General features: G+C 73.6%; 28 protein-coding genes and 1 riboswitch. Of the genes, 16 read left to right on the top strand and 12 right to left on the bottom strand.

Going from position 1 to position 26,193, the window contains the following annotated elements:
- Positions 1–82 precede the first annotated feature (82 nt).
- From ACQPYX_RS20175 to cobF, 8 genes are all read left to right on the top strand, one after another.
- Positions 83–541, top strand: coding sequence for a DUF2975 domain-containing protein (locus ACQPYX_RS20175; RefSeq protein WP_433799067.1), 459 nt, complete (start codon positions 83–85; stop codon positions 539–541).
- Positions 541–765 (top strand): helix-turn-helix domain-containing protein, encoded by a 225-nt coding sequence (locus tag ACQPYX_RS20170; RefSeq protein ID WP_433799066.1) that lies wholly within the window; start codon positions 541–543, stop codon positions 763–765. Before ACQPYX_RS20175 ends, ACQPYX_RS20170 begins: the two co-directional genes overlap by 1 nt.
- Before the next feature lie 78 nt (positions 766–843).
- Positions 844–1,551 carry an alpha/beta fold hydrolase gene (locus tag ACQPYX_RS20165; RefSeq protein ID WP_433799065.1) on the top strand — a complete coding sequence of 236 codons (708 nt, stop codon included), beginning with the start codon at positions 844–846 and terminating at the stop codon, positions 1,549–1,551.
- A 10-nt stretch (positions 1,552–1,561) separates the two neighbouring features.
- The gene (locus ACQPYX_RS20160) at positions 1,562–2,806 is read left to right on the top strand and encodes an NAD(P)/FAD-dependent oxidoreductase (protein WP_433799064.1); all 1,245 of its coding nucleotides are present in this window, start codon (positions 1,562–1,564) and stop codon (positions 2,804–2,806) included.
- Complete coding sequence (locus ACQPYX_RS20155) at positions 2,803–3,537, top strand: DUF1365 domain-containing protein (protein ID WP_433799063.1); 735 nt, start codon at positions 2,803–2,805, stop codon at positions 3,535–3,537. The genes ACQPYX_RS20160 and ACQPYX_RS20155 overlap by 4 nt, the downstream gene beginning before the upstream one ends.
- Before the next feature lie 268 nt (positions 3,538–3,805).
- Positions 3,806–4,333, top strand: coding sequence for an N-acetyltransferase family protein (locus tag ACQPYX_RS20150; RefSeq protein ID WP_433799062.1), 528 nt, complete (start codon positions 3,806–3,808; stop codon positions 4,331–4,333).
- Between the two features lie 5 nt (positions 4,334–4,338).
- Positions 4,339–4,923: an HhH-GPD-type base excision DNA repair protein gene (locus tag ACQPYX_RS20145; RefSeq protein ID WP_433799061.1), complete on the top strand. Its 585-nt coding sequence runs from the start codon at positions 4,339–4,341 to the stop codon at positions 4,921–4,923.
- Positions 4,920–5,684: a precorrin-6A synthase (deacetylating) gene (gene cobF / locus ACQPYX_RS20140; protein WP_433799060.1), complete on the top strand. Its 765-nt coding sequence runs from the start codon at positions 4,920–4,922 to the stop codon at positions 5,682–5,684. Before ACQPYX_RS20145 ends, cobF begins: the two co-directional genes overlap by 4 nt.
- Here the strand turns inward: cobF and ACQPYX_RS20135 are convergent.
- From ACQPYX_RS20135 to ACQPYX_RS20125, 3 genes are all read right to left on the bottom strand, one after another.
- Positions 5,667–6,755 (bottom strand): HoxN/HupN/NixA family nickel/cobalt transporter, encoded by a 1,089-nt coding sequence (locus ACQPYX_RS20135; RefSeq protein ID WP_433803769.1) that lies wholly within the window; start codon positions 6,753–6,755, stop codon positions 5,667–5,669. The two genes, cobF and ACQPYX_RS20135, sit on opposite strands and share 18 nt — an antisense overlap.
- 145 nt (positions 6,756–6,900) lie before the next feature.
- Positions 6,901–7,374: a Fur family transcriptional regulator gene (locus ACQPYX_RS20130; RefSeq protein ID WP_433799059.1), complete on the bottom strand. Its 474-nt coding sequence runs from the start codon at positions 7,372–7,374 to the stop codon at positions 6,901–6,903.
- Entirely contained in the window at positions 7,371–7,688 is a 318-nt protein-coding gene (locus tag ACQPYX_RS20125) for a hypothetical protein (protein ID WP_433799058.1), read from the bottom strand. The genes ACQPYX_RS20130 and ACQPYX_RS20125 overlap by 4 nt, the downstream gene beginning before the upstream one ends.
- Before the next feature lie 121 nt (positions 7,689–7,809).
- On the opposite strand from ACQPYX_RS20125, the gene mdo reads away from it, so the two are divergent.
- From mdo to madC, 3 genes are all read left to right on the top strand, one after another.
- On the top strand, positions 7,810–9,081 hold the full coding sequence (mdo, locus tag ACQPYX_RS20120; protein ID WP_433799057.1) for an NDMA-dependent methanol dehydrogenase: 1,272 nt from the start codon (positions 7,810–7,812) through the stop codon (positions 9,079–9,081).
- A 66-nt stretch (positions 9,082–9,147) separates the two neighbouring features.
- Positions 9,148–10,248, top strand: a complete 1,101-nt coding sequence (locus ACQPYX_RS20115) for a MadB family AAA-type ATPase (protein ID WP_433799056.1) — start codon at positions 9,148–9,150, stop codon at positions 10,246–10,248.
- Positions 10,245–11,804: a MadC family VWA domain-containing protein gene (gene madC / locus ACQPYX_RS20110; RefSeq protein ID WP_433799055.1), complete on the top strand. Its 1,560-nt coding sequence runs from the start codon at positions 10,245–10,247 to the stop codon at positions 11,802–11,804. Before ACQPYX_RS20115 ends, madC begins: the two co-directional genes overlap by 4 nt.
- Positions 11,805–11,807: 3 nt before the next feature.
- Here madC and ACQPYX_RS20105 read toward each other — a convergent pair whose 3' ends face one another.
- Entirely contained in the window at positions 11,808–12,542 is a 735-nt protein-coding gene (locus tag ACQPYX_RS20105; protein WP_433799054.1) for an ankyrin repeat domain-containing protein, read from the bottom strand.
- Between the two features lie 4 nt (positions 12,543–12,546).
- Positions 12,547–13,422, bottom strand: coding sequence for a DUF6925 family protein (locus ACQPYX_RS20100; RefSeq protein ID WP_433799053.1), 876 nt, complete (start codon positions 13,420–13,422; stop codon positions 12,547–12,549).
- 60 nt (positions 13,423–13,482) lie between these two features.
- On the opposite strand from ACQPYX_RS20100, the gene ACQPYX_RS20095 reads away from it, so the two are divergent.
- The 3 genes from ACQPYX_RS20095 to ACQPYX_RS20085 are packed head-to-tail and all read left to right on the top strand — an operon-like array spanning position 13,483 to position 16,663.
- Positions 13,483–14,982, top strand: coding sequence for an ABC transporter substrate-binding protein (locus ACQPYX_RS20095; protein ID WP_433799052.1), 1,500 nt, complete (start codon positions 13,483–13,485; stop codon positions 14,980–14,982).
- Entirely contained in the window at positions 14,979–15,908 is a 930-nt protein-coding gene (locus ACQPYX_RS20090; protein ID WP_433799051.1) for an ABC transporter permease, read from the top strand. Before ACQPYX_RS20095 ends, ACQPYX_RS20090 begins: the two co-directional genes overlap by 4 nt.
- Positions 15,905–16,663, top strand: coding sequence for an ABC transporter permease (locus ACQPYX_RS20085; RefSeq protein ID WP_433799050.1), 759 nt, complete (start codon positions 15,905–15,907; stop codon positions 16,661–16,663). The genes ACQPYX_RS20090 and ACQPYX_RS20085 overlap by 4 nt, the downstream gene beginning before the upstream one ends.
- Before the next feature lie 47 nt (positions 16,664–16,710).
- Here ACQPYX_RS20085 and metE read toward each other — a convergent pair whose 3' ends face one another.
- Complete coding sequence (gene metE, locus ACQPYX_RS20080) at positions 16,711–18,984, bottom strand: 5-methyltetrahydropteroyltriglutamate--homocysteine S-methyltransferase (protein WP_433799049.1); 2,274 nt, start codon at positions 18,982–18,984, stop codon at positions 16,711–16,713.
- Between the two features lie 130 nt (positions 18,985–19,114).
- Positions 19,115–19,322: riboswitch (cobalamin riboswitch) on the bottom strand.
- 142 nt (positions 19,323–19,464) lie between these two features.
- On the opposite strand from metE, the gene ACQPYX_RS20075 reads away from it, so the two are divergent.
- Complete coding sequence (locus tag ACQPYX_RS20075) at positions 19,465–20,889, top strand: short-chain fatty acyl-CoA regulator family protein (RefSeq protein WP_433799048.1); 1,425 nt, start codon at positions 19,465–19,467, stop codon at positions 20,887–20,889.
- 6 nt (positions 20,890–20,895) lie between these two features.
- Here ACQPYX_RS20075 and ACQPYX_RS20070 read toward each other — a convergent pair whose 3' ends face one another.
- The 6 genes from ACQPYX_RS20070 to ACQPYX_RS20045 form a co-directional block, all read right to left on the bottom strand.
- The gene (locus tag ACQPYX_RS20070) at positions 20,896–21,111 is read right to left on the bottom strand and encodes an iron chelate uptake ABC transporter family permease subunit (protein WP_433799047.1); all 216 of its coding nucleotides are present in this window, start codon (positions 21,109–21,111) and stop codon (positions 20,896–20,898) included.
- The gene (locus tag ACQPYX_RS20065; protein ID WP_433803768.1) at positions 21,063–22,130 is read right to left on the bottom strand and encodes a HoxN/HupN/NixA family nickel/cobalt transporter; all 1,068 of its coding nucleotides are present in this window, start codon (positions 22,128–22,130) and stop codon (positions 21,063–21,065) included. The genes ACQPYX_RS20070 and ACQPYX_RS20065 overlap by 49 nt, the downstream gene beginning before the upstream one ends.
- A gap of 331 nt (positions 22,131–22,461) precedes the next feature.
- Positions 22,462–23,277: an energy-coupling factor ABC transporter ATP-binding protein gene (locus ACQPYX_RS20060; protein WP_433799046.1), complete on the bottom strand. Its 816-nt coding sequence runs from the start codon at positions 23,275–23,277 to the stop codon at positions 22,462–22,464.
- Entirely contained in the window at positions 23,274–24,020 is a 747-nt protein-coding gene (cbiQ, locus tag ACQPYX_RS20055; RefSeq protein WP_433799045.1) for a cobalt ECF transporter T component CbiQ, read from the bottom strand. The genes ACQPYX_RS20060 and cbiQ overlap by 4 nt, the downstream gene beginning before the upstream one ends.
- Positions 24,017–24,364 (bottom strand): energy-coupling factor ABC transporter substrate-binding protein, encoded by a 348-nt coding sequence (locus ACQPYX_RS20050; RefSeq protein ID WP_433799044.1) that lies wholly within the window; start codon positions 24,362–24,364, stop codon positions 24,017–24,019. Before ACQPYX_RS20050 ends, cbiQ begins: the two co-directional genes overlap by 4 nt.
- Positions 24,361–25,062, bottom strand: coding sequence for an energy-coupling factor ABC transporter permease (locus tag ACQPYX_RS20045; RefSeq protein WP_433799043.1), 702 nt, complete (start codon positions 25,060–25,062; stop codon positions 24,361–24,363). The genes ACQPYX_RS20050 and ACQPYX_RS20045 overlap by 4 nt, the downstream gene beginning before the upstream one ends.
- 165 nt (positions 25,063–25,227) lie before the next feature.
- Between ACQPYX_RS20045 and ACQPYX_RS20040 the strand changes: the two genes are divergently transcribed.
- Positions 25,228–26,055, top strand: a complete 828-nt coding sequence (locus ACQPYX_RS20040; RefSeq protein WP_433799042.1) for an amidohydrolase family protein — start codon at positions 25,228–25,230, stop codon at positions 26,053–26,055.
- The last annotated feature ends 138 nt before the right edge of the window (positions 26,056–26,193 follow it).

Raw genomic sequence — 26,193 nt, 5'->3', positions numbered from 1 at the left:
TGTGCCGGACTGGTCCGGTTCATCTGTTGATTGTCGATAGGTGTCGAGCGATACTCGTCCGGTGTCGCTCGATCGTCGTGTGGTGAGCCTGCTCCGGGCGATGCTCGTCGCCCTCTTCCTGCTCCTCGTCGTGCTCCAGGTGTTCTCGCTCCCCGGCCAGTTCGCCCACCTCGCCGCCGAGGAGCCGGGCGCGGCGCCGTGGCGCTGGCCCCTCACGGCGCTGGCGGCGTTCTGGGTGCTCTGTGTGCAGGTCGTCGTCGTGAGCACCTGGCGCCTGCTCGGGCTCGTCCGCGACGACCGGATCTTCCGGCCGGCGTCGCTGCCCTGGGTCGACGCGATGATCGTCGCGATCGCCGCCGGGTGGCTGGTGCTGCTCGGGGTGGGCGGCGTCGCGGTGTGGCGGGGCGACGACCCGGGCAACGCGCTGGCGTTCCTCGTGGTGCTGCTCCTCGGCGCGGTCGTCGGGCTGCTGCTCGTCGTCATGCGCGGGCTCCTGCGCGACGCGACCCTCCTGCGGGCCGACCTCGAGACGGTCATCTGATGGCGATCGTCGTGCGGATCGACGTCGAGCTGGCCCGTCGCAAGATGAGCGTCGGGGAGTTCGCCGACCGGGTGGGGCTCACGCCGGCCAACGTCGCCGTGCTCAAGAACGGGCGGGCGAAGGCGGTGCGGTTCTCGACGCTGGAGGCGATGTGCCGGGTGCTGGAGTGTCAGCCCGGGGACCTGCTGGAGTTCGTCGACGAGGAGGAGCCCGCCCGGCGGTAGAGCCCGGCGGCGTCGGCCGTGACCAGGACCTCCCGGACGGCGCCGACCGGTCGGCGGATGTGCGCCGAAGATGGAGGCGTGACCCTTCCCCGCCTCGAAGCCGCGTCCCCGCACGGCGACGGCAGCGCCGGCGTCGTCCTCGTGCTCCACGGCGGTCGGCCCGACGGGCACCAGGGCGCGGGCGGGTTCCTGCTCTCGCACGTGCGGATGGTGCCGTTCGGGCAGGCCGTGGCGAAGGTCGGCGCGCGGCGCGGGGTCGGGACCGACCTGCTGCGCTATCGCGTCCGCGGCTGGAACGCGCCGGATCTCGACCCGGTGGTCGACGCCCGCTGGGCCCTCGACGAGCTCCGCCGTCGGCACTCCGACGACGTGCGGGTGGTGCTCGTCGGGCACTCGATGGGGGCCCGGGCGGCGCTGCGGGTCGGGGACGACCCGAACGTCGTCGGGATCGCCGCGCTCGCGCCGTGGATCGAGCGCAACGAGCCGTGGGAGCACCTGCGGGGCCAGACGCTGCTCGTGGCGCACGGCGACCGGGAGCGGATGACCGACCCGCGCGCGTCGCTGTGGTTCGCCCGGCAGGTCGCGACGATCAGCGACCGGGTCGCGCGGTTCGACGTGCACGGCGACGGCCACGCCATGCTGCGCCGCGCGGGGGAGTGGCACCGGTTGACCGCCCGCTTCGCCCTGGCCGCGCTGGGGCTCGAACCGTTCGAACCGGCCGTCGCGAACGCGATGGCGGTCGGTGCCCCCGAGGGCCTGTCCGTCCCGCTCGCCGCCGGAGCCTGAGGAGTCGCCCGTGTCCCGTGACCGTGTCGCCGTGATCGGGGCCGGGGTGTCCGGGCTGACGGCCGCCCACGTCCTGCAGCGGGCCCACGACGTCACGCTCTTCGAGTCCGAGCCGCGCCTCGGCGGGCACGCGCACACCCACGACCTGCCGGCCGTCAGCGTCGACTCCGGGTTCATCGTCCACAACCACGCGACCTACCCGAACCTCGTCCGGCTGTTCGGCGAGCTCGGCGTGGCCACGCAGGACTCCGAGATGTCGATGAGCGTGCGCGACGAGTCGACCGGGCTCGAGTACGCCGGCGCCCGCGGCGCGGCGGGGCTCTTCGCGCAGCGCCGGAACGTGGCCAACCCGCGCCACCTCGCGATGCTCGCCGAGGTGCTGCGCTTCCACCGCGCCGCCCGGCGGGTGCTGGCCGGCCACACCGACCTCGCCGAGGAGGTCACCTTCGGCGAGTTCCTGCGGCGGCACCGGTTCTCGCGCTACTTCGTGGACACGTTCGCGGTGCCGGTGGTCTCGGCCGTGTGGTCGTCGGGCGCCGAGCTCTCGATGCAGTACCCGGCCCGCTACCTGTTCGCCTTCCTGGCGAACCACGGACTGCTCTCGGTCGGCGGCTCGCACCAGTGGAAGACGGTGGTCGGCGGGTCCGCCCGCTACGTGGAGAAGGCCGCGAAGGGCCTGTCGGCGGTCGAGGTGTCGACGCCGGTGCGCGCGGTGGCGCGGGTCGGCGAGGGCTTCGAGGTCCGCGACGACGCAGACGTGGCGCACGCGTTCGACCGGGTCGTGATCGCGACGCACGCGCCGACCGCGCTGTCGCTGCTCGCCGCGCCGACCGCCGACGAGGCCGCCGTCCTGGGCGCCTTCGAGTACTCGGCCAACGAGACGTGGCTGCACACCGACACCTCGATCCTGCCGAAGGCCCCGGGCGCGCGGGCCTCGTGGAACCTCCTGCGGGTGCCCGGCGAGGACCGCGTGCTGGTCAGCTACGACATGACGCGCCTGATGCGGCTCGACACCCCCGAGACGTACGTCGTCACCCTCAACGCGACCGACCGCGTCGACCCGGCGACCGTGATCGCGCGCATGGACTACGAGCACCCCGCCTACACGCCCGCCTCGGTGGCCGCCCAGAAGCGGCTGCCGGGGCTCAACGACGGCCGGATCGCCTTCGCCGGCGCCTACCACGGCTGGGGTTTCCACGAGGACGGGTGCGCGTCGGGGGTCCGGGCGGCGGCCTCGCTCGGGGTGGCGTGGTGACGTCCCTCTACGACGTGCTGGTGGAGCACCGGCGCTCGCAGACGCTCGAGGACGCCTTCACCCACCGCATGTACCTCTGGCTGGTGGACCTGGACGACCTGCCGTCGTTCCCGGGGGTCTCCTTCCGCGGGGCCGACCACCTCGGCGACCCCGACCGCTCGATCCGGGAGAACCTCGACGCGTTCCTGGCGGCGCAGGGCCGCGAGCGTCCGGCACGCGTGCTGATGCTCGCCCACCCGCGGACGTTCGGATACGTCTTCAACCCGATCTCGCTGTACTGGGCCTACTCGGCGGCGGGCTCGCTGTGTGCGGTGGTCGCCGAGGTCCACAACACCTACGGCGGGCGGCACCACTACCTGCTCGACGTCGACGACGCCGGCCGCGCGCGGGTGGACAAGGACTTCTACGTCTCGCCGTTCTTCCCGGTCGACGGCGAGTACCGGATGAAGGTGCCCGAGCCGGGCGAGACCCTGTCGGCGACCGTGGTGCTGCAGCGGCCGGCCCCGGATGGCGGGCTCGTGACGGCCTTCGTCGCGACCATGCGGGGCGCCCGTCGGCCGGCGGGTCGCCGGGCGGTGCTGCGGGCCGTGCTGCGGCACCCGTTCGTCACCCACCGGGTCTCGCTGGCGATCCGTCGGCGTGGGATCGCGCTCTACCTGCGCGGGCTGCCCGTGGTGAAGCGCACGGCCGCCGACGTCGACCGTGGGCTGGGGCAGCTGGAGCGGGTCTGAGGCCTTCCCGACGACGGGTGCGGCCGCCTGCGAGTCCGGCCGCGAGGTGTACGTAGGGCAGGTTCCGCAGCCCTGTGGGATGCCTGGTGTGCAGCTCGCGGCTGGGGGAGCGGGCCCGGCGTTCGCGAGACGCACGTGGGGCAGGTCGACGGCGCGGTCGGGATGCCTGGTGTGCACCTCGGCCGGGCGCGGGCGCGGCGGCCGTGTGCGGGACGCAACGCCGCCCCGAGGGTGTCACCGTCACGTCCCCGGGCGCAGACTGCAGGCCGTGACCAGTGCCCCGCTCACGATCCGTCCCGCCGTCGCCGAGGACGTCGACGCCCTGCTCGAGCTCATCCACGCCGCGTACCGCGGCGAGGGCGGACAGGTCGGGTGGACCACCGAGGCCGAGCTGATCGACGGCCCGCGCACCACCCGCGACCTGCTCGCCGCCGACGTCGCCGACCCGTCGATCCACCTCATGGTCGCCGGCGACCACGACGGCTGCTGCGCCGTGACCCACCGGGCCGGCGAGGAGATCGCCGTGTTCGGGATGTTCGCGGTGCGCCCGGCGCAGCAGGGAACGGGGCTCGGCAAGGCCCTGCAGGCCGCGGCCGAGGAGTACGCCCGCAGCGCGGGCGCCACCATTATGGAGCTGCACGTCATCGACCGGCGCGCCGATCTCATCGCCTGGTACGAGCGCCGCGGGTACGTGCGCACCGGCGAGACCAAGCCGTTCCCCTACGGCGAGCCCGGCGTCGGCTTCCCGCGGGGCGACGACTTCCGGTTCGCCGTGCTGCGCAAGCCCCTAGGCTGAGCGCCGTGGCACCGCAGCTGACCCTCGCCCAGGACCCGGAGGCCGACGAGGTCCTCTCGCAGAACCCGCTCGCGCTGCTCATCGGGATGGTGCTCGACCAGCAGTTCCCGATGGAGCGCGCGTTCGCCGGTCCGGCGCTGCTCACCGACCGGATCGGCGAGATCACCGCCGAGAAGATCGCGGACTACGACCACGACGAGCTCGTCGCCGCCTTCACCGGCCCGCCCGCGCTGCACCGCTACCCGAGGTCGATGGCCGAGCGGGTGCAGGCGGTGTGCCGGGCGATCGTCGAGGACTACGGCGGCGACGTCACCCGCATCTGGACCGAGGCCGCCGACGGCCGCGACGTGTTCAAGCGCCTCAACGCCCTGCCCGGCTGGGGGAAGATGAAGGCCCAGATCTTCACCGCGCTGCTCGGCAAGCAGCTCGGGCTGGACGCCGAGGGCTGGCGCGAGGCGGCCGGGAGCTACGGCGACGAGGGATCGCGGCGCTCGATCGCCGACGTCGTCGACCAGACCACGCTGGCCGAGGTGCGCGACTTCAAGCAGGCCCAGAAGAAGGCCGCCAAGGCCGCGAAGGCCGAGGCGTGAGCCGCGCCGTCCACGTCGTCGGGATCGGGGCCGGCTCGCCCGGTCATCTCACGCTCGACGCGGTCGAGACCCTCTCGAAGGTCGACGTCGTCCTGCTGCTGCACAAGCGCGGGGCCGCCGACGAGCTGACCGACGCGCGCACCGCGATCGCCGAACGCTTCGCCCCGCAGGCGCGCATCGTCCGTCGGCAGGACGCGCACCGCGAGCGCGGCACCACCGAGGAGGGCCGCTACCTGCAAACCACGCAGGAGTGGCGCGACGAGCGCCTCGCGCTCTACGAGGAGCTGATCTCGGGCGAGGTCCCCGACGGCGGGTCGGTCGCCCTGCTGGCCTGGGGGGACCCCGGCATCTACGACGGGACCGTGGACACCGTCGAGCGGATCGTCGAGCGCGGGAACGTCGACATCGCGTGGACCGTGATCGCCGGGATCTCCGCACCCGCCGCCCTGACCGCGGCCCACCGCGTGACGATGACCCGGACCGGACGGCCCGCCGTCGTCACCCCCGCCCGGCAGGTCATCGCGGGCACGCCCACCGAGCGCGCCGACCTCGTCGTCATGCTCGACGGGGCCGACCAGCACGGGGTCGACGTCCTGCCCGACGACGCGAGCGTCTACTGGGGTGCGTACCTCGGCACGCCCGACGAGGCGCTGATCAGCGGGCGCCTCGGCGACGTGCGGGACGAGATCCGCTCCACGCGCGCCGACCTGCGGGAGCGCAAGGGCTGGATCATGGACACCTACCTAGTCCGCCTCGACTGACCGCAACCGTCCTTCCCAGCGCTCCTCCACCCGGCCGAATCGCCAGACGGCGAGGGCGACCACCCAGGCCAGGACGAAGAGCCCGACGATCCAGAAGCCGACGTCGTCGAGCGGGAGGTTCGCGACCCAGGCGAGCGGCCCGCCCTCGATGTCCAGCTGGTCGGTGAGGATCGAGATGAGCTCGATCAGGCCGATGACCAGGGCGACGACGACGGACAGGGACGTGATCGTGATGTTGTAGAAGACCTTGCGCACCGGGCGCATGAAGGCCCAGCCGTAGGCGAAGCACATGAAGGCGCCGTCGAGCGCGTCGAACAGGCTCATGCCCGCCGCGAAGAGGATCGGCAGCACGAGCACCGCCCACCAGGGCAGCGTCGCGGCCGCGGCCCCGCCGGCGAGGACGAGCAGGGACACCTCGGTCGCGGTGTCGAACCCGAGGCCGAACAGCACGCCCACCGGGTACATGTGTCCGGGCCTGCGCACGGCCTTCGTCACGCGGCCGAGGAAGCGGTTCATGAAGCCGCGCTCGTCGAGGTGGCGCTCGAGCTCGGCCTCGTCGTAGTCGCCGTGGCGCATGCGCCGGAAGATCCGGACGATGCCGACCAGCACGACGAGGTTGATCACGCCGATCAGGATCAGGAACACGCCGCTCACGGCCGTGCCGATCAGGCCGCCGATGACCTTGAGCGGGGAGTCGTCGTCACCGATCTCGCTCGCCACGGCCCGCACACCCAGGCCGAGCAGCAGCACGAGGACGAACACGATCGTCGAGTGGCCCAGCGAGAACCAGAACCCGACCGTCAGGGGGCGGGGCCGGCTCCCGTCCTCGCCGCGGTCGGCGAGCAGCTTGCGCGTCGTGTTGTCGATCGCCGCGATGTGGTCGGCGTCGAAGGCGTGCCGCATCCCCAGCAGGTAGGCGGTCAGACCCAGCCCGAGGCCGAACACGCCGGCGTCGCCGAGGTCGTAGTGGTTCGGCGCGATGAAGACGGCGAGGACACCCCAGCCGACGACGTGGAGGAGGACGACGATCGCCGTCATGCCGGCGACGGACAGCTTCTCCGGCCGGGACATCGCGAACCGGCGCGTGGCGGTGGGAGCGGTGGCGGTCACGAGGCGGGAGAGTCCCCCGTCCGGTGCACAGATGCAACGGTGCTGCAGCTGAGGCTGTCCGGCAATCACACCTGGTGTGCGTCGTGTCCGGAAATTCGCGGCCCGATCACCCGGTCGGCCCCTGCCCGTCCCGGCAGGCAGGGCAGGAGCCGGAGAACGCGGGCGCCTCGGTCGAGAGCTCGAAGCCGGACGCTCTCGCGAGGCTCCGCGCGGCCCGGAGGGCGACGGGGGTGGGGAGGGGGACGACCTCCTGGCAGCCCGTGCAGAAGGCCGTGTACTCCGTCGGCCCGACCAGGCGGTAGGCGTGGCTGACCTGGCCGCGGGGTCCCTTCACCGCCACGCGGTAGACCAGTCCGATCCGGTGGAGGTCGGTGAGGCTGCGGTGCACGGTCGAGACGTCGACCCCGGACCCGTCGTCGTGCAGGAGCTCGGCGACGTCGAGCGCGGTCAGGTGGCCGCGCGCCGCCAGGAGGACGTCGAGGAGCTCGCGGCGTCGCGGGGTGATGCGGGCACCCCGTCGACGCCAGGTCGCCGCGATCCGCTCGGCGTCGGCGGCGTGGTCCTCCGACGGGATCGTCACGGCCGCCCGTCGGGCGCGACGTGCTCCCGGTGAACCGCGCGGAGGACCTCGCCGCGGGTGACGCCGCCGAGGCGGGCGACCTCCTCGAGCAGGATGCCGGCGAGCGAGACCTGGGCGAACAGCAGTCGTGCCATCGCCAGGCGGGGTCGGTCGGCCTCGGCGACGTCCCCGAGCACCCGGTCCATGGCGGCCACGAACTCCGAGGCGTCGCCGGGGGCCTCGGGCGTCCCCTCGGCGAGGTCCCACGCCGTCATGACCTCGATCGCGGTCGGCAGGACACCCCTCAGCAGGTCGTCGCGTCCCGTCTCGTTCATCAGTCGCCGCCCGTCCCATCGGAGGGGTGTGCCGCGTCACTCCATGCCGCACAGTCCCTGTTGCAGATCGCTGGCAACTACGACTCTTGTGCACAGCGACTCCGATCCGCAAGGAGGCGACATGGCCATCGAGCCGAACCAGATCTGGGACGCGCCGATCAAGGAGTTCCACCCGTTCCCGCGAGCCCTGCTGGGGGTGGGCGGCCACGAGATGGTCGGTGTCGAGGCCAAGGCCCTGGGCATGAGCCGGGTCCTGCTCGTCACGACCGGCCTGCGCGGCTCGGGCATCGTCGAGACGATGAAGGGGGTCATCGAGTACCAGGGTCTCGACTGCGTCGTCTACGACCAGGTCGAGTCGAACCCCAAGGACTACAACTGCATGGACGCCGCCGCTCTGTACCAGAGCGAGCGCTGCGACGGCATCGTCTCCGTCGGCGGCGGCTCCTCGCACGACGCCGCCAAGGGCGCCCGCGTGGTGATCGCCCACGACGGACGCAACATCAACGAGTTCGAGGGCTTCTCGAAGTCGACGAACAAGCAGAACCCGCCGCACATCGCGGTCTCGACGACGGCGGGCACCGGCTCCGAGACGTCGTGGGCCTACGTCATCACCGACACCTCGGACATGGACAACCCGCACAAGTGGGTCGGCTTCGACGACCCGGTGGTGACCAGCCTCGCCGTCGACGACCCGATCCTGTACTACAACTGCCCGCAGCACTTCACGGCCTACTGCGGGTTCGACGTGCTGGCGCACGGCTCCGAGCCGTTCGTCTCGCGCCTGGACTTCACGCCGTCGATGGGCAACGCGCGGGAGTCGATCCGCCTCGTCGCGGAGAGCCTGCGGGAGGCGACGTTCGAGCCCCGCAACTACGAGGCGCGCTCGAAGATGATGCACGCGCAGTACATCGCGGCGCAGGCGTTCAACTCCGGTGGTCTCGGCCTGATCCACTCGATGTCGCACGCGATCAGCGCGTTCTACGACTCCCACCACGGCCTGAACAACGCGATCGCGCTGCCCCGGGTCTGGGAGTACAACCTGCCCTCGCGCTACAAGCAGTACGCCGAGATCGCGCAGCTCATGGGCGTGGACACCCGGAACATGACGACGGTGCAGGCCGCGGACGCCGCGGTCGAGGCGGCGATCCGGCTCGCGCAGGACGTCGGCATCCCGGCCAACTTCGGCTCGGTCACCACCGACACCTACGACAAGAACCGGATGAACACCGGCAAGTACGCCGGGGCCGGCAACACCATCCCGGGCGACGAGAAGACGGTCCGCCGCATCTCCGAGCACATGATGGGCGACTGGTGCACCCCCGGTAACCCGCGGGAGGCGACGGTCGAGTCCCTGATCCCGGTCGTGTCGCACGCGATCAACGAGTCGTACTGATCCACCCTCCTCGGCGGTCCCGGGCTCCTCGCCCGGGGCCGCCGAGCCCGTTCGACAAGGAGCTCCGTGCCCGCGATCGAGTCGTTCCCCGACGCCGAGCAGGTCCGCGCCACCCTCGAGACCGTCGACTACGTCGTCGACCCCGACCTCGCCGTCGTCGTCCTGCTCGCCACCCGCCTGGACCGGCCACTGCTGCTCGAGGGTCCGGCCGGCGTCGGCAAGACCGAGCTCGCGAAGTCCCTCGCCGCCTCGACCGGGCGGACCCTGGTCCGCCTGCAGTGCTACGAGGGGCTCGACGACGGGCGCGTGCTCTACGAGTGGGACTACGGCAAGCAGCTGCTCCACGTGCAGATGCTCCGGGACCGGATCGGCGCGCTGGTGGCGGACGCCCCCGACCTGAACGCCGCGGCCGCGATCCTGCGCGAGCAGGACGCCGGGCTCTACACCGAGCACTTCCTCGCGGTGCGGCCGCTGCTCGAGGCGATCCTGTCCGAGGAGCCCGTCGTCCTGCTGGTCGACGAGGTCGACCGCACCGACGAGTCCGTCGAGGCGCTGCTGCTCGAGATCCTCGCCGAGGGCCAGGTGACGATCCCCGAGATCGGCACCTTCGTCGCGCGCAGCCGCCCCTGGGTCGTCCTCACCTCCAACGACACCCGCGAACTCACGCCCGCGCTCAAGCGGCGCTGCCTGCACCACCACCTCGACTTCCCGACGGCGGAGCGCGAGGCCGAGATCGTCGGTCGGCGGGCCCCGGAGGTCGATGCGACGACCGCGGCCGAGGTCGTCGACCTCGCGAACCGGCTGCGGGCGATGCCGCTGCGCAAGGCGCCGTCGATCTCCGAGGTCGTCGACGCGGCCCGCGCGGCGCTGGTGCTCGGCGGCGTGCCTGCGGCCGAGGACACCGACAGTCCGCTGCTCGCGACGCTGCTCAAGTACGGAACCGACCGGGAGGTGGCCCGGGACCGGCTGGGTGCACCTGCCGAGGACCCCGTTCCCGACGACGGGTCGGCGCCCGCGGAGCGCGCCCGGGTCGCCACCGCGCCCCGCAACACCACGACCGCCGCCTTCCGTGGGCACGGCGGGCGCGACCGGGGCCGCAGCGACAACGGCACGGGCGGGCCGGGGCGCGGGCCCGGCAGCGGCATCGCCGGGCTCCGGCGCCCGTGACCGCGCCGATCGCGAGCCCGGACGGGCGGGTGGGGCCGGTCGACGTGCTCGCGACCGTCTTCGCGGGCCTCCTGCGGCGCTGTCGGGTCGCGGTCTCGCCGGCGGAGACGATCGAGATCCGGCGGGTCCTGCTCATGCTCGGGGCGCACGACCTCGACGCCCTGCGTGCCGGACTCCGGGCCGTGAGCGCGAAGTACGGCCACGAGCGGGCCGGCTTCGAGCGGGCGTTCGCCGTGTTCTTCGAGGGGCGGACCTCCGAGGGCGCGGCGGACGGCGACCAGGCGCGGCCCGACGCCGACATCCCGGACGGTCGGCTTCCGGAGAACCTCGACCTGCTCGACGAGGGCGAGGACGACCCGCTCTCGCGGTTCACCGACTACAACCCGCGGGCCGCCGAGGTCGGCGACCTCATCGACGCCGACGAGGCGGAGAAGGGGTTCAACCCGCACTCCGACGACGACGACCTGTCGCTGTCGACCAGCGACTCGGACCTCTCGGTGCGCGACGGCGACGCCGGGCGGCGCGGGGTCACCTATACCGTCGAGCTGGAGCGGGCCGGGTCGGCCGTGGCGGGCGAGCTGACCTCGGGGGCGGCCGCGGCCTCGTCGGGAAGCCTGGACTGGGACGACCCGGCGGCGGTGCTGGCCTGGCTCGAGGCGGTGGACGCACGCAGCGTGTACCTCGACGGCGCGCCGGGCGACCGGGAGCACCTCACCGAGTCACAGCTCGGCAGCCTGGTCGCGGCCATCGACGCGTTCGTGGATGCGCTGGCGGCGCGGGCCGTGCAGGCGCCGGACGACGTGGACGGGGAGCCGGGGGACGCCGGCGAGTCCGCCCGGGACGAGCGGACCACCCTGCGGCGGGCCTGCCACGACCTGCTCCGGCGGATGCGCGGCGCCCCGCGCCGGGTGCCGGTCGAGCACGGACGGGGGCGGCTCGACGTCCGGCGGACCGTGCACGCCGGCCTGCGGACCGACGGGGTGCCGTTCCGGCTCATCACCCGCACCCCGCGCCCGGACCGGCTCCGCATCGTCATCGCCGTCGACGTGTCCCTGTCCGTCCGGTCGGTGACGGCGTTCGTGCTGCGGCTCGCGCAGGCCCTGCACGCGGACGCGCACACCTGCCACGTCGTGGCGTTCGTCGACACGCCGATCGAGGTCACCGACGTGCTCCTGCGTTCGTCCGGCGATCACGCCCTCGCCTCGGTGCTGTCGGCCCCCGGTCTCGATCTCGACGCGACCAGCGACTACGGCCGGGTGCTCGGCGAGCTCGCGGAGGGGCGGGGACGGGCGGGCGCCGTGCTCGACGCCCGCACGACCCTGCTCGTGGTCGGCGACGGCCGCTGCAACGGGCTGCCGCCGGGGGTGGAGCACCTGGAGGCACTCCGCCGCCGGGTGCACCGCATCGGATGGATCACCCCGGAACCGCGGCGGTACTGGCACCAGGCGTCCTGTGCGATGCCCTCCTACGAGGAGGTCGTCGACGGCGTCGTCGTGGCCCGCGACGGCGAGGAGTTCGCGGAACGGGCGGGCGCGCTCGGGCACGCCCTCGCGTAGGCCTCAGACCGCTCCATCGGTGGCCGAGCGGGCGCCCTGCGCGCGCAGCCAGGCGACGAGGTCGTCGGCGCCCTCCTCCTGCGCGGCGTCGAGCGGGGTGAGGTCCGACCACGGCGGGATCCGGTTCGGATCGGCGCCGGCGGAGAGGAGCAGCTCCGCGGTGCTGCGGCGGCCGCCGTGGCAGGCACCCCAGAACGCGGTGGTGATGTCCTCCAGCGTCGCCCCGTCCGCCAGTGCGGCCCGGACGCGGTCGTCGAGCCCCAGCGTCGCGGCGTCGATCAGCGTCGTCGTCGCACCGCGCTCCAGCAGGCGTCGGGCCGCCGCCCACTGCTTGAACCCGCGGGCGTCGGCGATCGGGGTGCCGCCGCCCAGCACCGCACCGGGCGCCTCGATGTCCGCACCCGCGTCGAGCAGGGCGTCGACCGCCTCGACGTCGTCGCAGCTCGCCGCCCAGTGCAGCGGGGTCTCCTCGTGCGGCCCGGCGAAGCGGGCGTCGACGTCCGCGCCGCGATCGACGAGCAGGGCGATGACCTTGGCGACCCGCGGGTGGTGCCCGGGCCAGTCGGTCGCCACGTGCAGCAGGGTGCGCGACATGGCTCCCGGGTCCGCCGAGCCGATCCGGGTCGCGGCGAGCCCGGGGTGCTCGTCCAACAGCCGGCGGAGCGCGCTCAGGTCGCCCTGCTGGACGGCCTCGGTCGCCGCGACCGCCGCCGGGTCGTCGGACGGGATCGTCGTCACGCGGTCAGCGTGGCACGCGGAGGCGCTCGCCGACCCTGCGGCCGCGGCGCGCCGTCGCGTTCTCGACGGCGGGTGCCGGCTCGCCCCGGCGGGCCGCGTCGGTGGCGGCGAGTTCGTCGGGATCGCCGAACGCCGCCATCACCGCGTCGAACGCGGCCTCGGCGGACGCGTCCCACGTGTGCGCGCGTCCCAGGGCGTCGCGCCTGGGGTGCGGCGGGAACACCGAGGCGACCGGGACCTCGCCGTCCGGGATCGGGTCGGTCGCGGCGTGGGTGCGGCGGTGGGCGAGCAGGTCGGGCAGCAGGTGCGTGTGGGGCCCGAGCGGGCTCTCGCCGTCGGGCGCCGGGATCGGGGTGGCGACCTCGATGCGGGCGATCGCGGTGCGGAACACCCGTGTGGCGCCGCGCGCGACGATGGCGCCGACCAGGTCGCCGTCGAGCCCGGAGGCGCGCGCACACCGGTCGAGCAGGGCCCGGTCCGTCGTCCGGATGCACGCCTCGAGGTGGCTCACCCCCAGGCCGAGGTCGACGAGGACACCGGGACCGACGAGCGGGTCGGGGTCGTCGCCGAGCACGGTCACCGCGGTCCGCCCCGGGCCTGCGGCGCGATCGGTTGGCAGGCAGAGGGCGACGGCGTGGGTCCAGTCGTCGGTGCCGATCGGACGCCGCCAGGTCCGCGGGGTCAGCGTGCCCTCGTGCAGGTCGAGCCGGAGCGCACCCTCGTCGCAGACCGCGGTGTGCCGGCCGGGGGAGTGCTCGACGGTCACGGTGGCCCCGGGCGGGTGCAGGAACTCCGCGATCGCACCGAAGGTCCCGACGGCGAACCCGGCGAGCGCGTCGTCGACCCACCCCGTGACGAACTCGTCCAGCAGACTCAGCACGTCCCAGGTCTACCAGGCCGATCACTGATACTTCACCACCTGCTGAGATGATGTCGTCTCGTGAGAGTCCTGGCACCCCTCGTCGTCGTGCTCGCCCTGCTGCTGTCCGCCTGTGGGGGAGCGGCGCCCGCCGGCGACGGCACCGTGTCCGTCGCCCTCCAGTTCCCGCCGCGCGCCGGGTACGCCTTCGACGCCGACGACGGCGGGCTGCTGACGAAGCTCGGGGTGGCCGAGCCGCTGGTGGCGCTCGACCGGCAGGGGAACCCCGTGCCGGGTCTCGCCACCGCCTGGGTGCAGGACGGCACCTCGTGGCGCTTCACGCTGCGCGAGGGCGTGACCTTCCAGGACGGCGCCCGGCTGGACGCGAACGCCGTGGTCACCGCGCTGACCTACGTCCTCGGTCGGCCGGCCCCGCCCCGCGCGATCACCGACATCGGCCTGCAGGTCGCGGCCGAGGGGCCGATGACCGTCCGGGCCACGACCACCGCCCCGGACCCGGTCCTGCCCCTCCGGCTGAGCTCGGGGTCCACCTCGGTCCTGTCACCCGCCGCCTATGCCACGGGTCAGCAGCCCTCGCCGGTGAACACGGCGACCGGGCCGCTGCGGATGACCGAGATCCGGGGGACGGAGGGCGCCACCCTGGAGCGCAACGACACCTACTACGGCGAGCGGGCGAAGGCCGCCCGGGTCGACGTCCGGTACGTCGCCGATCCGCAGACCCGCGAACTGGCGCTGCGCTCCGGCGACGTCGGGTTCACCGAGGGGCTGCCGGAGACCTCGCGGGCCTGGCTGCAGGCCGACCCCTCGGTCTCCTTCTCCGAGTTCCCCTCGGCCCGCACGATCCTGCTGCAGCTCAACCAGTCGGCCCCGCCCTTCGCCGACGTGCGCGTCCGGAGGGCCGTGACGGCGGCGCTCGACCGGAACGTCCTCGCGCAGGTGCTCGGCGGCTCCGCCCTGCCGGCATCGGACCTGTTCGGCCCGGCCGTGTCCTACGGGGCCACCCAGGCCCCGCCCGCGGCCGACGTCCCGGGCGCGCAGGCCCTGCTCGCCCAGGCCGGGTACGGCCCGGCGAACCCGCTGCGGGTGCGGTTGTGGACCTTCCCCAACCGCCCGGAGCTGCCGGTCCTCGCCCAGGCGATCGCCGCGCAGCTGCAGGCCGCGGGCGTCGCCACCGACATCACCGTCGGCGAGTACGACGCGCAGGAGCCCGAGGTGCTCGCCGGCCGCTACGACATGTTCCTGAACTCGCGCAGCTACCTCTCCGACTACCCGGACGCGGCGAGCACGCTGACCTCGGACTACACCTCCGGCGGCTCGTACGCGATCGACCAGTACCGCTCGCCCGCCTTCGACGCGCTCGTGGCGCAGCTGGGTACGGTGACCGACACCGCGGCGCGGGCGCAGATCTACCGGCAGGCCGCGGCGATGCTGGTCACCGACGCCGTCGGCGTGCCGATCGTGCACCCGCGCAACACGGCGGCCGAGCAGGGCGTGACCGGATTCGTCCCCGACCCGCTCGACCTCCGGCCGGTGCTCCCGGCCCTCGCCCCGGCCGGGTGACCGGACTCCTCCTCCGGCGCCTGGCGCTCATCCCGCCGGTCCTGCTGGTGGCCTCGGCGGTCGTGTTCTGCCTGCCCCGGCTGCTCGGCGGGAACGTGACGCGCTCGGTGATCCGGTCGCGCAGCCTCGCCTCGGCCCCCGACCCGGCGGCCGAGGCCCGGCTCGCGGCCGAGCTCGGCCTGGACCGACCGTTGCGCGACCAGTACCTCGCCTGGCTCGCCGGGGCGCTGCGCGGCGACCTCGGACGGTCTTTCACGACGAGGGCGCCGGTCGCCCCGGACGTCCTCGGCGCGACCGGGGTCTCGGCCACCCTCGCGCTCCTCGCGCTCGCGGTGGCCCTGGCGATCGGGCTCCCGGCCGGTGTCCTAGCGGCCGACCGGCCGGGGCGGCTCGCGGACCGCGCCGTCGACCGGGTGGGCGCGGTGGCGCTGGCCGTGCCCGAGTTCGTGGTCGGGCCGGCCCTCGTGCTGCTCGTCGCGGTGTGGGCCGGGTGGTTGCCCGCGCTGGGCTGGGGCACGGCGGACCGCGCGGTCCTGCCCGTGCTCACGCTCGCACTCTTCCCGGCGACCCTCGCCGCCCGCCTGGTCCGCGCCGAGACCCGCACCGCGCTCGCGCACCCCTCGACGGTCACCGCCGTCGCCAAGGGCCTGTCCCGACGACGGGTCCTCGGGGCCCACGTCCTGCCACGCTCCCTCACCGCGGTGCTCGCGGAGGCCGGGCCGTTCCTCGCCGGGACCCTGGGCGGGGCCGTGGTGGTCGAGGTGGTGTTCGACGTCCCCGGGCTCGGGCGGACGCTCGCCGAGGCCATCGGCTCCCGGGACCTGCCGACGATCCAGGCGGGGCTCGTCGTCGTGATCGCCGTGGCGATGCTGCTGACCCTGGCGACCGAGCTCGCGAGCCGGGCGCTGGATCCGAGGCTGCGGTGAAGCTCCTCGCGCTCGCCGTGGTGGTCGCCGTCGTCGGCGCGATCGAGTGGCCCGCGGAGGCGACCGACTTCGCGAACCGGCTCGACCCGCCGTCGGGACGGCACCTGCTGGGGACCGACCAGCTCGGCCGGGACGTGCTGGCGCGCGTGCTGGGCGGCATCCGGTGGACGCTCGGGCTCGGGCTGGGCGCGGTCGTCGTCAGCCTGGTGGTGGGGGTCGGGGTCGGTCTGGTGACCGGGTGGCTCGACGGGACCCGGGCGCGGATCGTGGCGACGCTCGTGCAGTCGGTGGTCGACCTCGTCGTCGCGGTGCCGACCCTGCTGGTCGGTCTGCTCGTGGCGGCGGTGCTGGGGCCGGGGCTGACGCCGGCGGTGCTCGCGATCGTGCTCCTGGGGTGGGCGCCGTTCGCGCGGCTGGCGCACCGGATGACCGTTGCCGCGCGGACCGAGGGCTGGGTGCTGGCGGCCCGCTCGCTCGGGGCCGGCCCGGGGAGGATCCTGCGCGTGCACGTACTGCCCGCGATCGCCGACCCGCTCCGTGCGGCGGTCACCGCCCGCTTCGTGGGCGCGATGCTGACCCTGGCGGGACTGTCGTTCCTCGGGCTCGGGGTGCAGCCGCCGACCCCGGAGTGGGGCGCGATGCTCGCCGAGGGGCGCACCTTCGCGTTCGTCGCGCCCTGGCTCGTGCTCGCGCCCGCCGGTGCGGTGGTGCTGGTGGCCGGACTGGTCGCGCGCGTCGGACGGACCCGCGCGTGACGACGGCGCGGGCGCGCCGCCGTCACGGTCGGGTCGGCCGGCTCGGATCAGGAGTTCCTGGCCTCCACCGCCGCCTCGACCAAGGCCCTCAGCGTCGGCTCGACCTCGGCGTAGCCACGCGTCTTCAGCCCGCAGTCCGGGTTGATCCACAGCCGGTCGTCGGGCACGGCGCGCCGGGCCTCGGCGATCAGCGCGGCGATCTCGTCCCGGGTCGGGACCCGCGGCGAGTGGATGTCGTAGACGCCGGGCCCGACCCCGCGGGAGTAGCCGACCTCCTCCAGGTCGGCGAGGATCTCCATCCGCGAGCGGGCGGCCTCGATGGTCGTCACGTCGGCGTCGAGGCCGTCGATCGCGTCGATGACGTCCCCGAACTCCGAGTAGCACAGATGCGTGTGGATCTGCGTCTCGTCGGCGGCGCCACCCGTCGCGAGCCGGAAGGATCCGACGGCCCAGTCCAGGTAGGCGCCCCGGTCGGCCCGGCGCGGTGGGAGCAGCTCCCGCAGCGCGGCCTCGTCGACCTGGATGATCCGGATCCCGGCGTCCTCCAGGTCGGCGATCTCGTCGCGCAGGGCGAGCGCGACCTGGTCGGCGGTGACACCGAGCGGTTGGTCGTCGCGGACGAACGACCACGCCAGGATCGTCACCGGGCCGGTCAGCATGCCCTTCATCGGCTTCGGCGTCAGCGACTGTGCGTACTGCGCCCACTCCACCGTGATCGGCTCCGGGCGCGACACGTCGCCGTGCAGGATCGGCGGCCGCACGCAGCGCGAGCCGTAGGACTGGACCCAGCCGAGCTTCGTCGTCGCGAAGCCCGGCAGGGTGTCCGCGAAGTACTGGACCATGTCGTTGCGCTCGGGCTCGCCGTGCACGAGGACGTCGAGCCCGAGGTCGGACTGCAGCCGGACGACGCGCTCGATCTCGTCCTGCATGCGCTTCGTGTAGTCGGTCGCGTCGAGCCGGCCGGCCGCGAAGTCGGCGCGGGCCTTGCGCACGTCGGGGGTCTGCGGGAACGAGCCGATCGTCGTCGTCGCGAGGTCCGGCAGGCCGAGCTCGGCCGCCTGGGCCTTGCGGCGCACGTCGTAGGCGCTGCGGGTGCGGTCGGCCGCCTCGACGGCGGCCACCCGGTCGCGGACGGTCTCGTCGGCCGCGGCGCGCCGGTTCGTGGACGCGTCGGCGACCGCCTGCCGGAGATCCTCGGTGCCCTCCTGGGTGAGCGCACGACCCAGCAGCGCGACCTCGGCGACCTTCTCGCGGGCGAACGCGAGCCGCGCGGTCACCGTCGGCTCCAGCGCGTCCTCGACCGAGACGTCGTAGGGCACGTGCAGCAGCGAGCAGGAGCTGGAGACGGCGAGCTCGCCGACGCCGCCGAGCACGGTCGCGGCCCGGGAGAGCACTCTCGGGAGGTCGGTGCGCCACACGTTACGGCCGTCGACCACCCCGGCCACCAGGGTCTTGTCGCGCAGGCCCGTGGTGGAGGGGATGCGGTCGACGAGGCCCGGGGCGGTCACGAGGTCCAGCGCCACGCCCTCGACGTCGGTCCGGGCGATCACGTCGAGCGCCTCGGCGGGGTCGCCGTAGGAGAACACCGTGAGGATGCTCGGGCGGGGGGACACCGAGGTCAGCCGCTCGTAGGCGCGCCGGAGCGCGTCGAGCTCGGCTTCGGAGCGGTCCTGGACGAACGCGGACTCGTCGAGCTGCACCCACCCGGCTCCCGCGGCGGCGAGCTCACCGAGCAGTTCGGCGTAGACGGCGACGACGTCGTCGAGCCGGCGAAGCGGATCGAAGCCCGCGGGCGCGCCGGCGGCCGCCTTGGCCAGCAGCAGGTAGCTGACCGGACCGACGAGTGCCGGGCGACCGTTGCGGACCCCGCCCTCGACGGCCTCGCGGTAGAGGTCGACCGGGGTCCTCTCGGCGAGGCGGAAGGTGGTGTCCGGGCCGATCTCCGGGACGAGGTAGTGGTAGTTCGTGTCGAACCACTTCGTCATCTCCATGGGCGGCGCGGACTCGGTGCCGCGTGCCATGGCGAAGTACTCGTCGAGGGCCGAGCCGCTGCGTCGCCCGTCGGGGCGGAAACGCGGGGGCACGGCCTCGAGCAGGGCCGTCACGTCCGCGACCTGGTCGTAGAACGAGAACGTGCCGGTGGGCTGCGAGTCGAGCGCGGCGAGGTCCGTGCGCGTCCCCGCGCGGATCTCCGATGCCACCGCCTGCAGGTCCTCGGCGGAGGACGTCCCGGCCCAGTAGGACTCCAGGGCCTTCTTGAGCTCACGGCGGGGTCCGATGCGCGGATATCCCAGGACGGTCGAGCCGATGGGGGCTGACACTCGCTCTCCTCCTCGTCGAGACGATGTCGGCCGGGAGGCACGGGGAGGTCACGACGACGGCGAGCAGTGGCAACCGACGCACCGTCGACCGCGACCTCCCCACGAGGCCACCGGCCACACGCGCCGGATCTCGGTGCGCGTACCGGTGGCAGGTCTTCGGACTCGTGGGCGTGGTCCTCGCTCCTACTGGCCGTCGCTTCCCGGACCGGGGTCCAGTGCTTCGTGACGGCGCTCGTTCCCACTCACCGCTGCGGGGCAGTCCCGGACTCGCACCGGGTTCCCTGTTGCCACGACCTCGGCTGGTGCGCCGAGGTCGAACCACCAGCGCCACGGACGCTAGCGACCCGTCGTCGCCCACGCATGTGTCCCAGCTCATGCCTTCCCGACGACAGGTGCGGTGACCTGCGATGCCACATCCGGCCACGTCGGGTGCGCCGGCTGCCAATAGTGCGAAGTCTCATCGTCTGGTGAGATGAAGCGATGGCGAAGACCTTCGCCGGTGCCCGTCTGCGTCGGCTCCGGGAGGAGCGACGACTCTCCCAGGTCGAGCTCGCCCGGCTCCTGGAACTCTCGCCCAGCTATCTCAACCAGATCGAGCACGACGCGCGCCCGCTCACCGTGCCCGTCCTGCTGCGCCTCACCGAGGCGTTCGGGGTGGACGCCTCCTTCTTCGCGGCGCGCGACACCGCGCGGCTGACCGCCGAGCTCCGGGAGGCGGTGGTCGACGAGATCGAGGCCGGCACGGTGAACGCCTCGGAGGTCGCCGACCTGGCCGAGCGGATGCCGGGGATGGCCCGCACCCTCGTCGAGCTCCGGGCGCGGCTGGAGCGGCTGTCGACGGGAGACGGAGCGCAGCGGAGCTCGACCACGGGGTCCGCGGTGGGGCGCGGGGACGACACCGTGCGCGATCCGACCTCCCACGAGCAGGTCCGCGACTTCTTCTACCGCCACCGCAACCACATCCCCGCGCTCGACGAGGCGGCGGAGCGGCTCGCCGGAGAGATCGGCGTCCGGGCCGGGGAGACCCGGGCCGCCCTCGTGCGTCGGCTCACCGAGCGGCACGGCATCCGTGTGCAGATCGGGGAGCTCGGCCAGGAGCTGCACCGTTACGACGCCGAGCGCGACGTCCTGCGGCTCGCCCCGCACCTGCGCCCCGGGCAGCGGGCGTTCCGGGTCGCCACGGTGATCGCCCAGCTGGAGTTCGCGGACCTCGTCGAGGCCGAGGTGGCGGACGCCGCCGAACTGGCCGATGCCGACACGCGGGCCCTGGCCCGGATCGGGCTCGCCCACTACGCGGCGGCGGCGCTGGTGCTGCCCTATCGCGCCTTCCACGGCACCGCCGAGCGGGTGGGGTACGACCTGGAGCGGCTGGCCGACCACTTCGGGGTGGGGTTCGAGACGGTCGCGCACCGCTGCTCGACGCTGCAGCGCCCGTCGCTGCCCGGCGTGCCCTTCGCCTTCGTCCGGGTCGACCGGGCCGGCAACATGTCCAAGCGGCAGTCGGCGACCGCGTTCCACTTCTCCCGTGCCGGCGGGACCTGCCCGCTGTGGAACGTCTACGAGGCGTTCGCCTCCCCCGGCAGGGTGCTCACCCAGATCGCGGAGATGCCCGACGGCCAGCGCTACTTCTGGATCGCCCGGACGGTCTCACGACGGCGGGGCGGCTGGCACACGCCGACCAAGACCTTCGCGGTCGGGCTGGGCTGCGAGCTGCGCCATGCCGAGCGCCTCGTCTACTCCGCAGGCCTCGACCTCGCCGACCGCTCGGTCGTGGAGCTCATCGGCAGCGGGTGCCGGACCTGCGAGCGGCTGGAGTGCCCGCAACGCGCCTTCCCGCCCCTCGGGCGCTCGCTCGACGTCGATCCGGACCGGTCGACCTTCGCGCCCTACCCGGTCCGACCGTGACCCCGCCTACGTGATCTCGCCGCGACGGCGCGCGCGGATCAGCAGAGCCAGGAGGAGCGGGGCCCCGCAGACGGCGGTGACCACGCCGACCGGGGTCTCGGCGGGGGCGGCGAGGCGGCGCGCGGCGAGGTCGGACAGCCCGAGGAGGGCGGCCCCGACGACGGCCGGGTCGATCAGTTCGACGCGCCGCCCGGCTCCGACGGTGCGAGTCCGGCCGACCACCTCTCCTCGATCCGGCCGAGACGCCAGACCGCGATCGCCACGATCCAGGTGAGGACGAACAGCCCGACGACCACGAAGCCGACGTCGTCGAGGTCCAGATCCGCGATCGCGGCGAGCGGCCCGGAGTCGATGCCGAGCTGGTCGGTGAGGATGGAGTCGAGTTCGATCACGCCGATCACCAGGGCGACGACGACCGAGAGCCCGGTGATGGTGATGTTGTAGAAGACCTTGCGGACCGGCTTCATGAAGGCCCAGTCGTAGGCGAAGCTCATGAAGACCCCGTCGAGGGTGTCGAACAGGGTCATGCCGGCGGCGAACAGGACCGGCAGGACGAGGATGGCGTACCAGGGCAGGGCACTGGCGGCCGCGCCGCCGGCGATCACCAGCAGGGCGACCTCCGTGGCCGTGTCGAAACCCAGCCCGAAGAGCAGGCCCACCGGGAACATGTGGACCGGCCTACGGACGGCCTTCGTGACGCCGCCGAGGAAGCGGTTGAGGAAGCCGCGATTGTTGAGCTGGTCCTCGAGGGTGGCCTCGTCGTACTCGCCCGAGCGCATCCGACGGAAGACCCGGACGACACCGACCAGCACGACCAGGTTGAGCAGCCCGATGAGGATCAGGAAGAGCCCGGACACGCTCGTGCCGATGAGCCCGCCGATCTGCTTGAGCGGTGATGCGTCATCGCCGATCTCGCCGGAGATCGCCCGGACGCCTGCGGCCAGGAGTGCCACCAGCACGAACACGACGGTCGAGTGCCCGAGCGCGAACCAGAAGCCGACGCTCACCGGCTTGCGGCCCTCCGGGGCCTCGGAGAGCAGCTTGCGGGTGGTGTTGTCGATCGCGGCGATGTGGTCGGCGTCGAAGGCGTGCCGCATCCCGAGCAGGTACGACGTCAGCCCCAGACCGAGGCCGAGGGTGCCGGAAGCGCCCAGGTCGTAGTGGGCCGGGGCGACGAGGAAGGCGAGCGTCGCCCAACCGACCGCCGTGATCACGACGATGACCGCCGCCATCCAGATCATCGAGGACGCTTCGTGGCGCGACACCCGTCGTCGGGGAGAAGTCGTCACACGGGCGTTGTCGGTGCTCACGGAGGAGCACTGTCGGGGTCGCGGCCACATATTTCAATGGTGCGAAATCTTCGCAACTGCTGAAGCGATGCGATTGGGCGACGGTGCGTCGAATGTCCGCTCGCCGGGTTGGTCACAGTCGACCGCGTGCTGCTCCGATCGGGTGCCGCCCGCCTGAGCCCACGTGCCCCGGGGCCACCCGCGGGATGGGGTCGGCGCACGGTGATGGCCCGGCGCACGACCGGCTCGACCCACCCCGACCCGGCGTCGTGCACCGGGGCCGTCACTCCCCGAGCGCGTCGACCGGTCGCCGCGGCGCGAGGTGTTCGAGTCCGTGGCGCCGGAGCAGGGCGCGGACGGCGGGTGCCCAGGCGGGGCCGAGCCGGGCGGAGGCGAGCAGCTCGAGGTCGACGAGCGTCTCGTCGGGGTCCCCACTGCGGAACGTGCCGTCGGTGACCACCGCGATCTCGTCCGCCCAGCGGTGCGCGAGGTCGACGTCGTGGGTCGAGAGCACGATCGTGGTGCCCGCGGCGTGCAGGTCGCCGAGCATCGCCACCGTGTCCTCGACCGCGGCGGGGTCCAGGCCCGCCGTGGGCTCGTCGAGCACGAGCAGCCGAGGGCGCATCGCGACGGCGCCCGCGATGGTGACCCGCTTCTTCTGGCCGGCGGAGAGCAGGTGGGGCGGACGGTCGGCCAGGTCGCCGATCTGCAGGGCGTCGAGCGCGGCGGCGACGCGGGCACGGACCTCGTCACGGTCCAGCCCGAGATTGATCGGCCCGAACGACACGTCCTGGGACACGGTCGCGGCGAACAACTGGTCGTCCGGGTCCTGGAGGACGAGCTGGACCTGCCGTCGGAGTCCGGTCAGCGCCCGCCGGGACCGGGACACCGGGCGGCCGAGCACCTCGACCAGCCCCCGGTCCGGCGTCAGCGCCCCGGCGAGCAGGCGGAACGCGGTCGTCTTGCCGCCGCCGTTGGGTCCGAGGACCGCGAGGCGGACGCCCCGGCGCACGGCGAGATCGGCTCCCCGCAGGACGGGGCGGCCGGGCTCGTAGGCGAAGTGCACGTCGGTCAACCGGCCGAGGACGTCGTCGCTCACGTGATCAGGGTGCGCAGCGCGAGGCTGGCCGTGATCACGGCTGCCAGCGTGGCGACCGTCGCGGCGAGGAACCGTGCCGAGACCGGCGTCGGGCCGACGTCCACCAGGAGGTGCCCGTCGTAACCGCGCAGGGCGAGTCCCTCGTCGAGGCGGCGGGCCCGGTCGAAGGCGCGGACGAAGACGGTGGCGGCCTGGCCGGCGGCGGAACGCATCGCCGCTCGCCACGAGACGAAACCGAGGCGCATGGCCTGCGCCTCCCGCATGGTCGCCGCGGTGTCGAGCAGGCCGAACACCAGGCGGTACATCAGGGCCGCGACCTCGGTGACCGCGGGTGGGACCCCGAGGCGCGTCAGGCGCGGGAGGACGTCGGCGAGCGGAGTGGTGGCCGCGAAGAGCAGGAGGCACAGCGTCGCCGCGATCGACCGCCCGGCGAGTTCGGCCGCCCGCGGCAGGCCCTCGGGCGCCCATCGCACGACGTCGGGCCCCCCGATCGACACCAGCAGCGGCAGCGAGCCGACCGTGATGAAGGCCGCCGGACCGGCCGCGAGTCCGAGGACCTGACCGGGGCCGACGCGGGCGGGTCCGAGGAGCAGGGCGAGGGCCACGATCCCGACGACGAGGGCCCCGGGCCACGGCGGGAGCCCGACCGCGCAGCCGAGCAGCCCGAGCCCGAGCAGTGCCTTCTCCCCGGGATGGCGACCTCGCCAGGGTCCGACCGCGGCGAGGGTGTCCAGGCGGCTCATGCGGCCCGGTCGGACTCCGGTGGCGTCGGGTCGTCGAGTCCGGGCCGCTCACCCTGCAGGCGCCGGCGCGTCCGGACGACGCCGAAGCAGTAGCCGAGCACCCCCGCCCCGAGGGCGGCCTGGAGCGCGAACAGGCCCGATTCGACCTCGCCCGACGGCGGCTCGAACACCGAGGAGAACCACGGCTCGTATCCGGGATCGACCTCGGAGATGCCGGACTCGGCCTGGGCGTCCGCCCCGGAGAACGGTTCCTCCCCGCGACCCAGCCCGAGCACCAGCGGCGCGGCGGCGATGATCACCACGAGGAGGACCAGCACGAGATTGACGCGACTGGAGCGACTCACGGACGGCTCTCCTGCGGGCTCGGGGGCGTGATGGTCTGGTCGCGGCGGCGCAGGACACCGAGCCGCAGCAGATCCTTGGGGCTGTTGCGGACGAGCAGGCGCACGACGAGGACGGTGAGCAGGCCCTCGGCCACGGCCAGGGGGACCTGGGTGAACGCGAAGATGCCGCCGAACTTCGCGACCGATCCCAGCACGCCGGAGACCGGGTCGGGGAACGCGAGGGCGAGCTGGAGGCTGGTGACGCAGTAGGTCGACAGGTCGGCCAGCATCGCGGCGAGGAACACCGAGACCGCCAGCCCGAACCTCCGGGTCAGCCGGTAGACCCCGTAGCCGATCCACGGGCCGGCGATCGCCATGGAGAAGGCGTTCGCGCCCAGCGTCGTCAACCCGCCGTGGGCGAGCAGCAGCGCCTGGAAGAGCAGCACGATCGTCCCGAGGACGGCCATGATCGGTGGTCGGAAGAGCACTGTCCCGAGGCCCGTACCGGTGGGGTGCGAGGACGACCCGGTCACCGAGGGGATCTTCAGGGCGGACAGCACGAAGGTGAACGCCCCTGCGGCTCCGAGGAGCAGCTTCGAGTCGGGGTCCTCCCGTACCTGCCGCACCAGGGCGCGCGCCCCGTGGACGACGAACGGCGCGGCGACGACGGTCCACGCCGCCGCGTGCACCGGTGGCAGGTAACCCTCGGCGATGTGCACCGGACTGACCTCCTGGGATCGGACGGGCGGGAGGACTGTAGGAACGACCACCCGGCAATCGCAAGTCTGATCAGACGATGAGATGTTCGGCGCACGACGGACGACGAAACACGGCGTCATCCGGACGCAGCCACCGCGAAACACCTGCTTGCCAGGGTCGGCGACGTGCCCGAACTCCCCGTGGTCGACGCCCACCGCCATCTCGGCGTGCTGCCCTCCTACCCGTTCTACGGCGGGCCGCCGGTCAACCCGGACATCGGCGCGCGGGAGACGATCGACCAGCTGCGCGAGGACCTCGACGAGGAGGGGACCGAGCTCGCGGTCGTGATCCCGAACTACGGCGTGCCCGACCCCGCGCCGTCGTTCGCGCTGAACGAGCTGGTGCTCGAGGCCGCGGCGAAGGACGAGCGGATCCGGGCCGGCATCTGGGCCTCACCCCGCCCGCAGGACGCCGCCGAGACCGCTAAGGCGCTCGAGCTGGCGGCCGAGGACCCGGTGCGGGTCATCAAGATCAGTTTCCTGCTCGGCGGCTCCGCGACCGATCCGGAGTGCCGCCCGCAGCTCGACGCGATCTTCGAGACCGCCCGCCGCCACGACCGCGTGGTGCACGTCCACACCTCGCCCGGCGCGGCCTCCGACATCGACCAGGTCGGCGAACTGGTCGAGCGCTACGCCGACGACGTCAAGCTCCACCTGGTGCACCTCGGCGGCGGCATGAGCGGACACATCAAGCTGGTGGGCGGCCGGTTCTTCGACTGGATCGCGGCCGGCAAGCAGGTCTACACCGACACCAGCTGGGCCATCGGGTTCGCGCCGCGGTGGCTCGCCGCCGAGATCGAGCGTCGGGGGGTCGGGCACGACCGCGTCCTGTTCGCCAGCGACGAGCCCTGGGGCGACCGGATCGGTGAGTTGGTGCGCCTGCAGGCGGCCATGGGCGACGGGGAGCTCGGCCGGCTCACGCTCGCGGAGAACGCTCGGGCGTTGTACGCGTAGGCACCCCGAGGACGGGCAGCTCGCCCGACCAGTGGAAGGCCGCGTCCCGCGCCTCCCACCCGCAGCGGCAGTGCCCGCGGGGGTCGATCCGGTGGCCCGGGGCCTCCTCGTGCACGTCCGCCGTCACGAGTGCCAGTA

It is taken from the genome of Actinomycetospora sp. CA-084318, assembly GCF_050955885.1.
In the GTDB taxonomy this organism is placed as follows: domain Bacteria; phylum Actinomycetota; class Actinomycetes; order Mycobacteriales; family Pseudonocardiaceae; genus Actinomycetospora.
The sequence above is the reverse complement of the archived record's forward strand: the minus strand, read 5'-3'. Positions and strand labels throughout refer to the sequence as shown.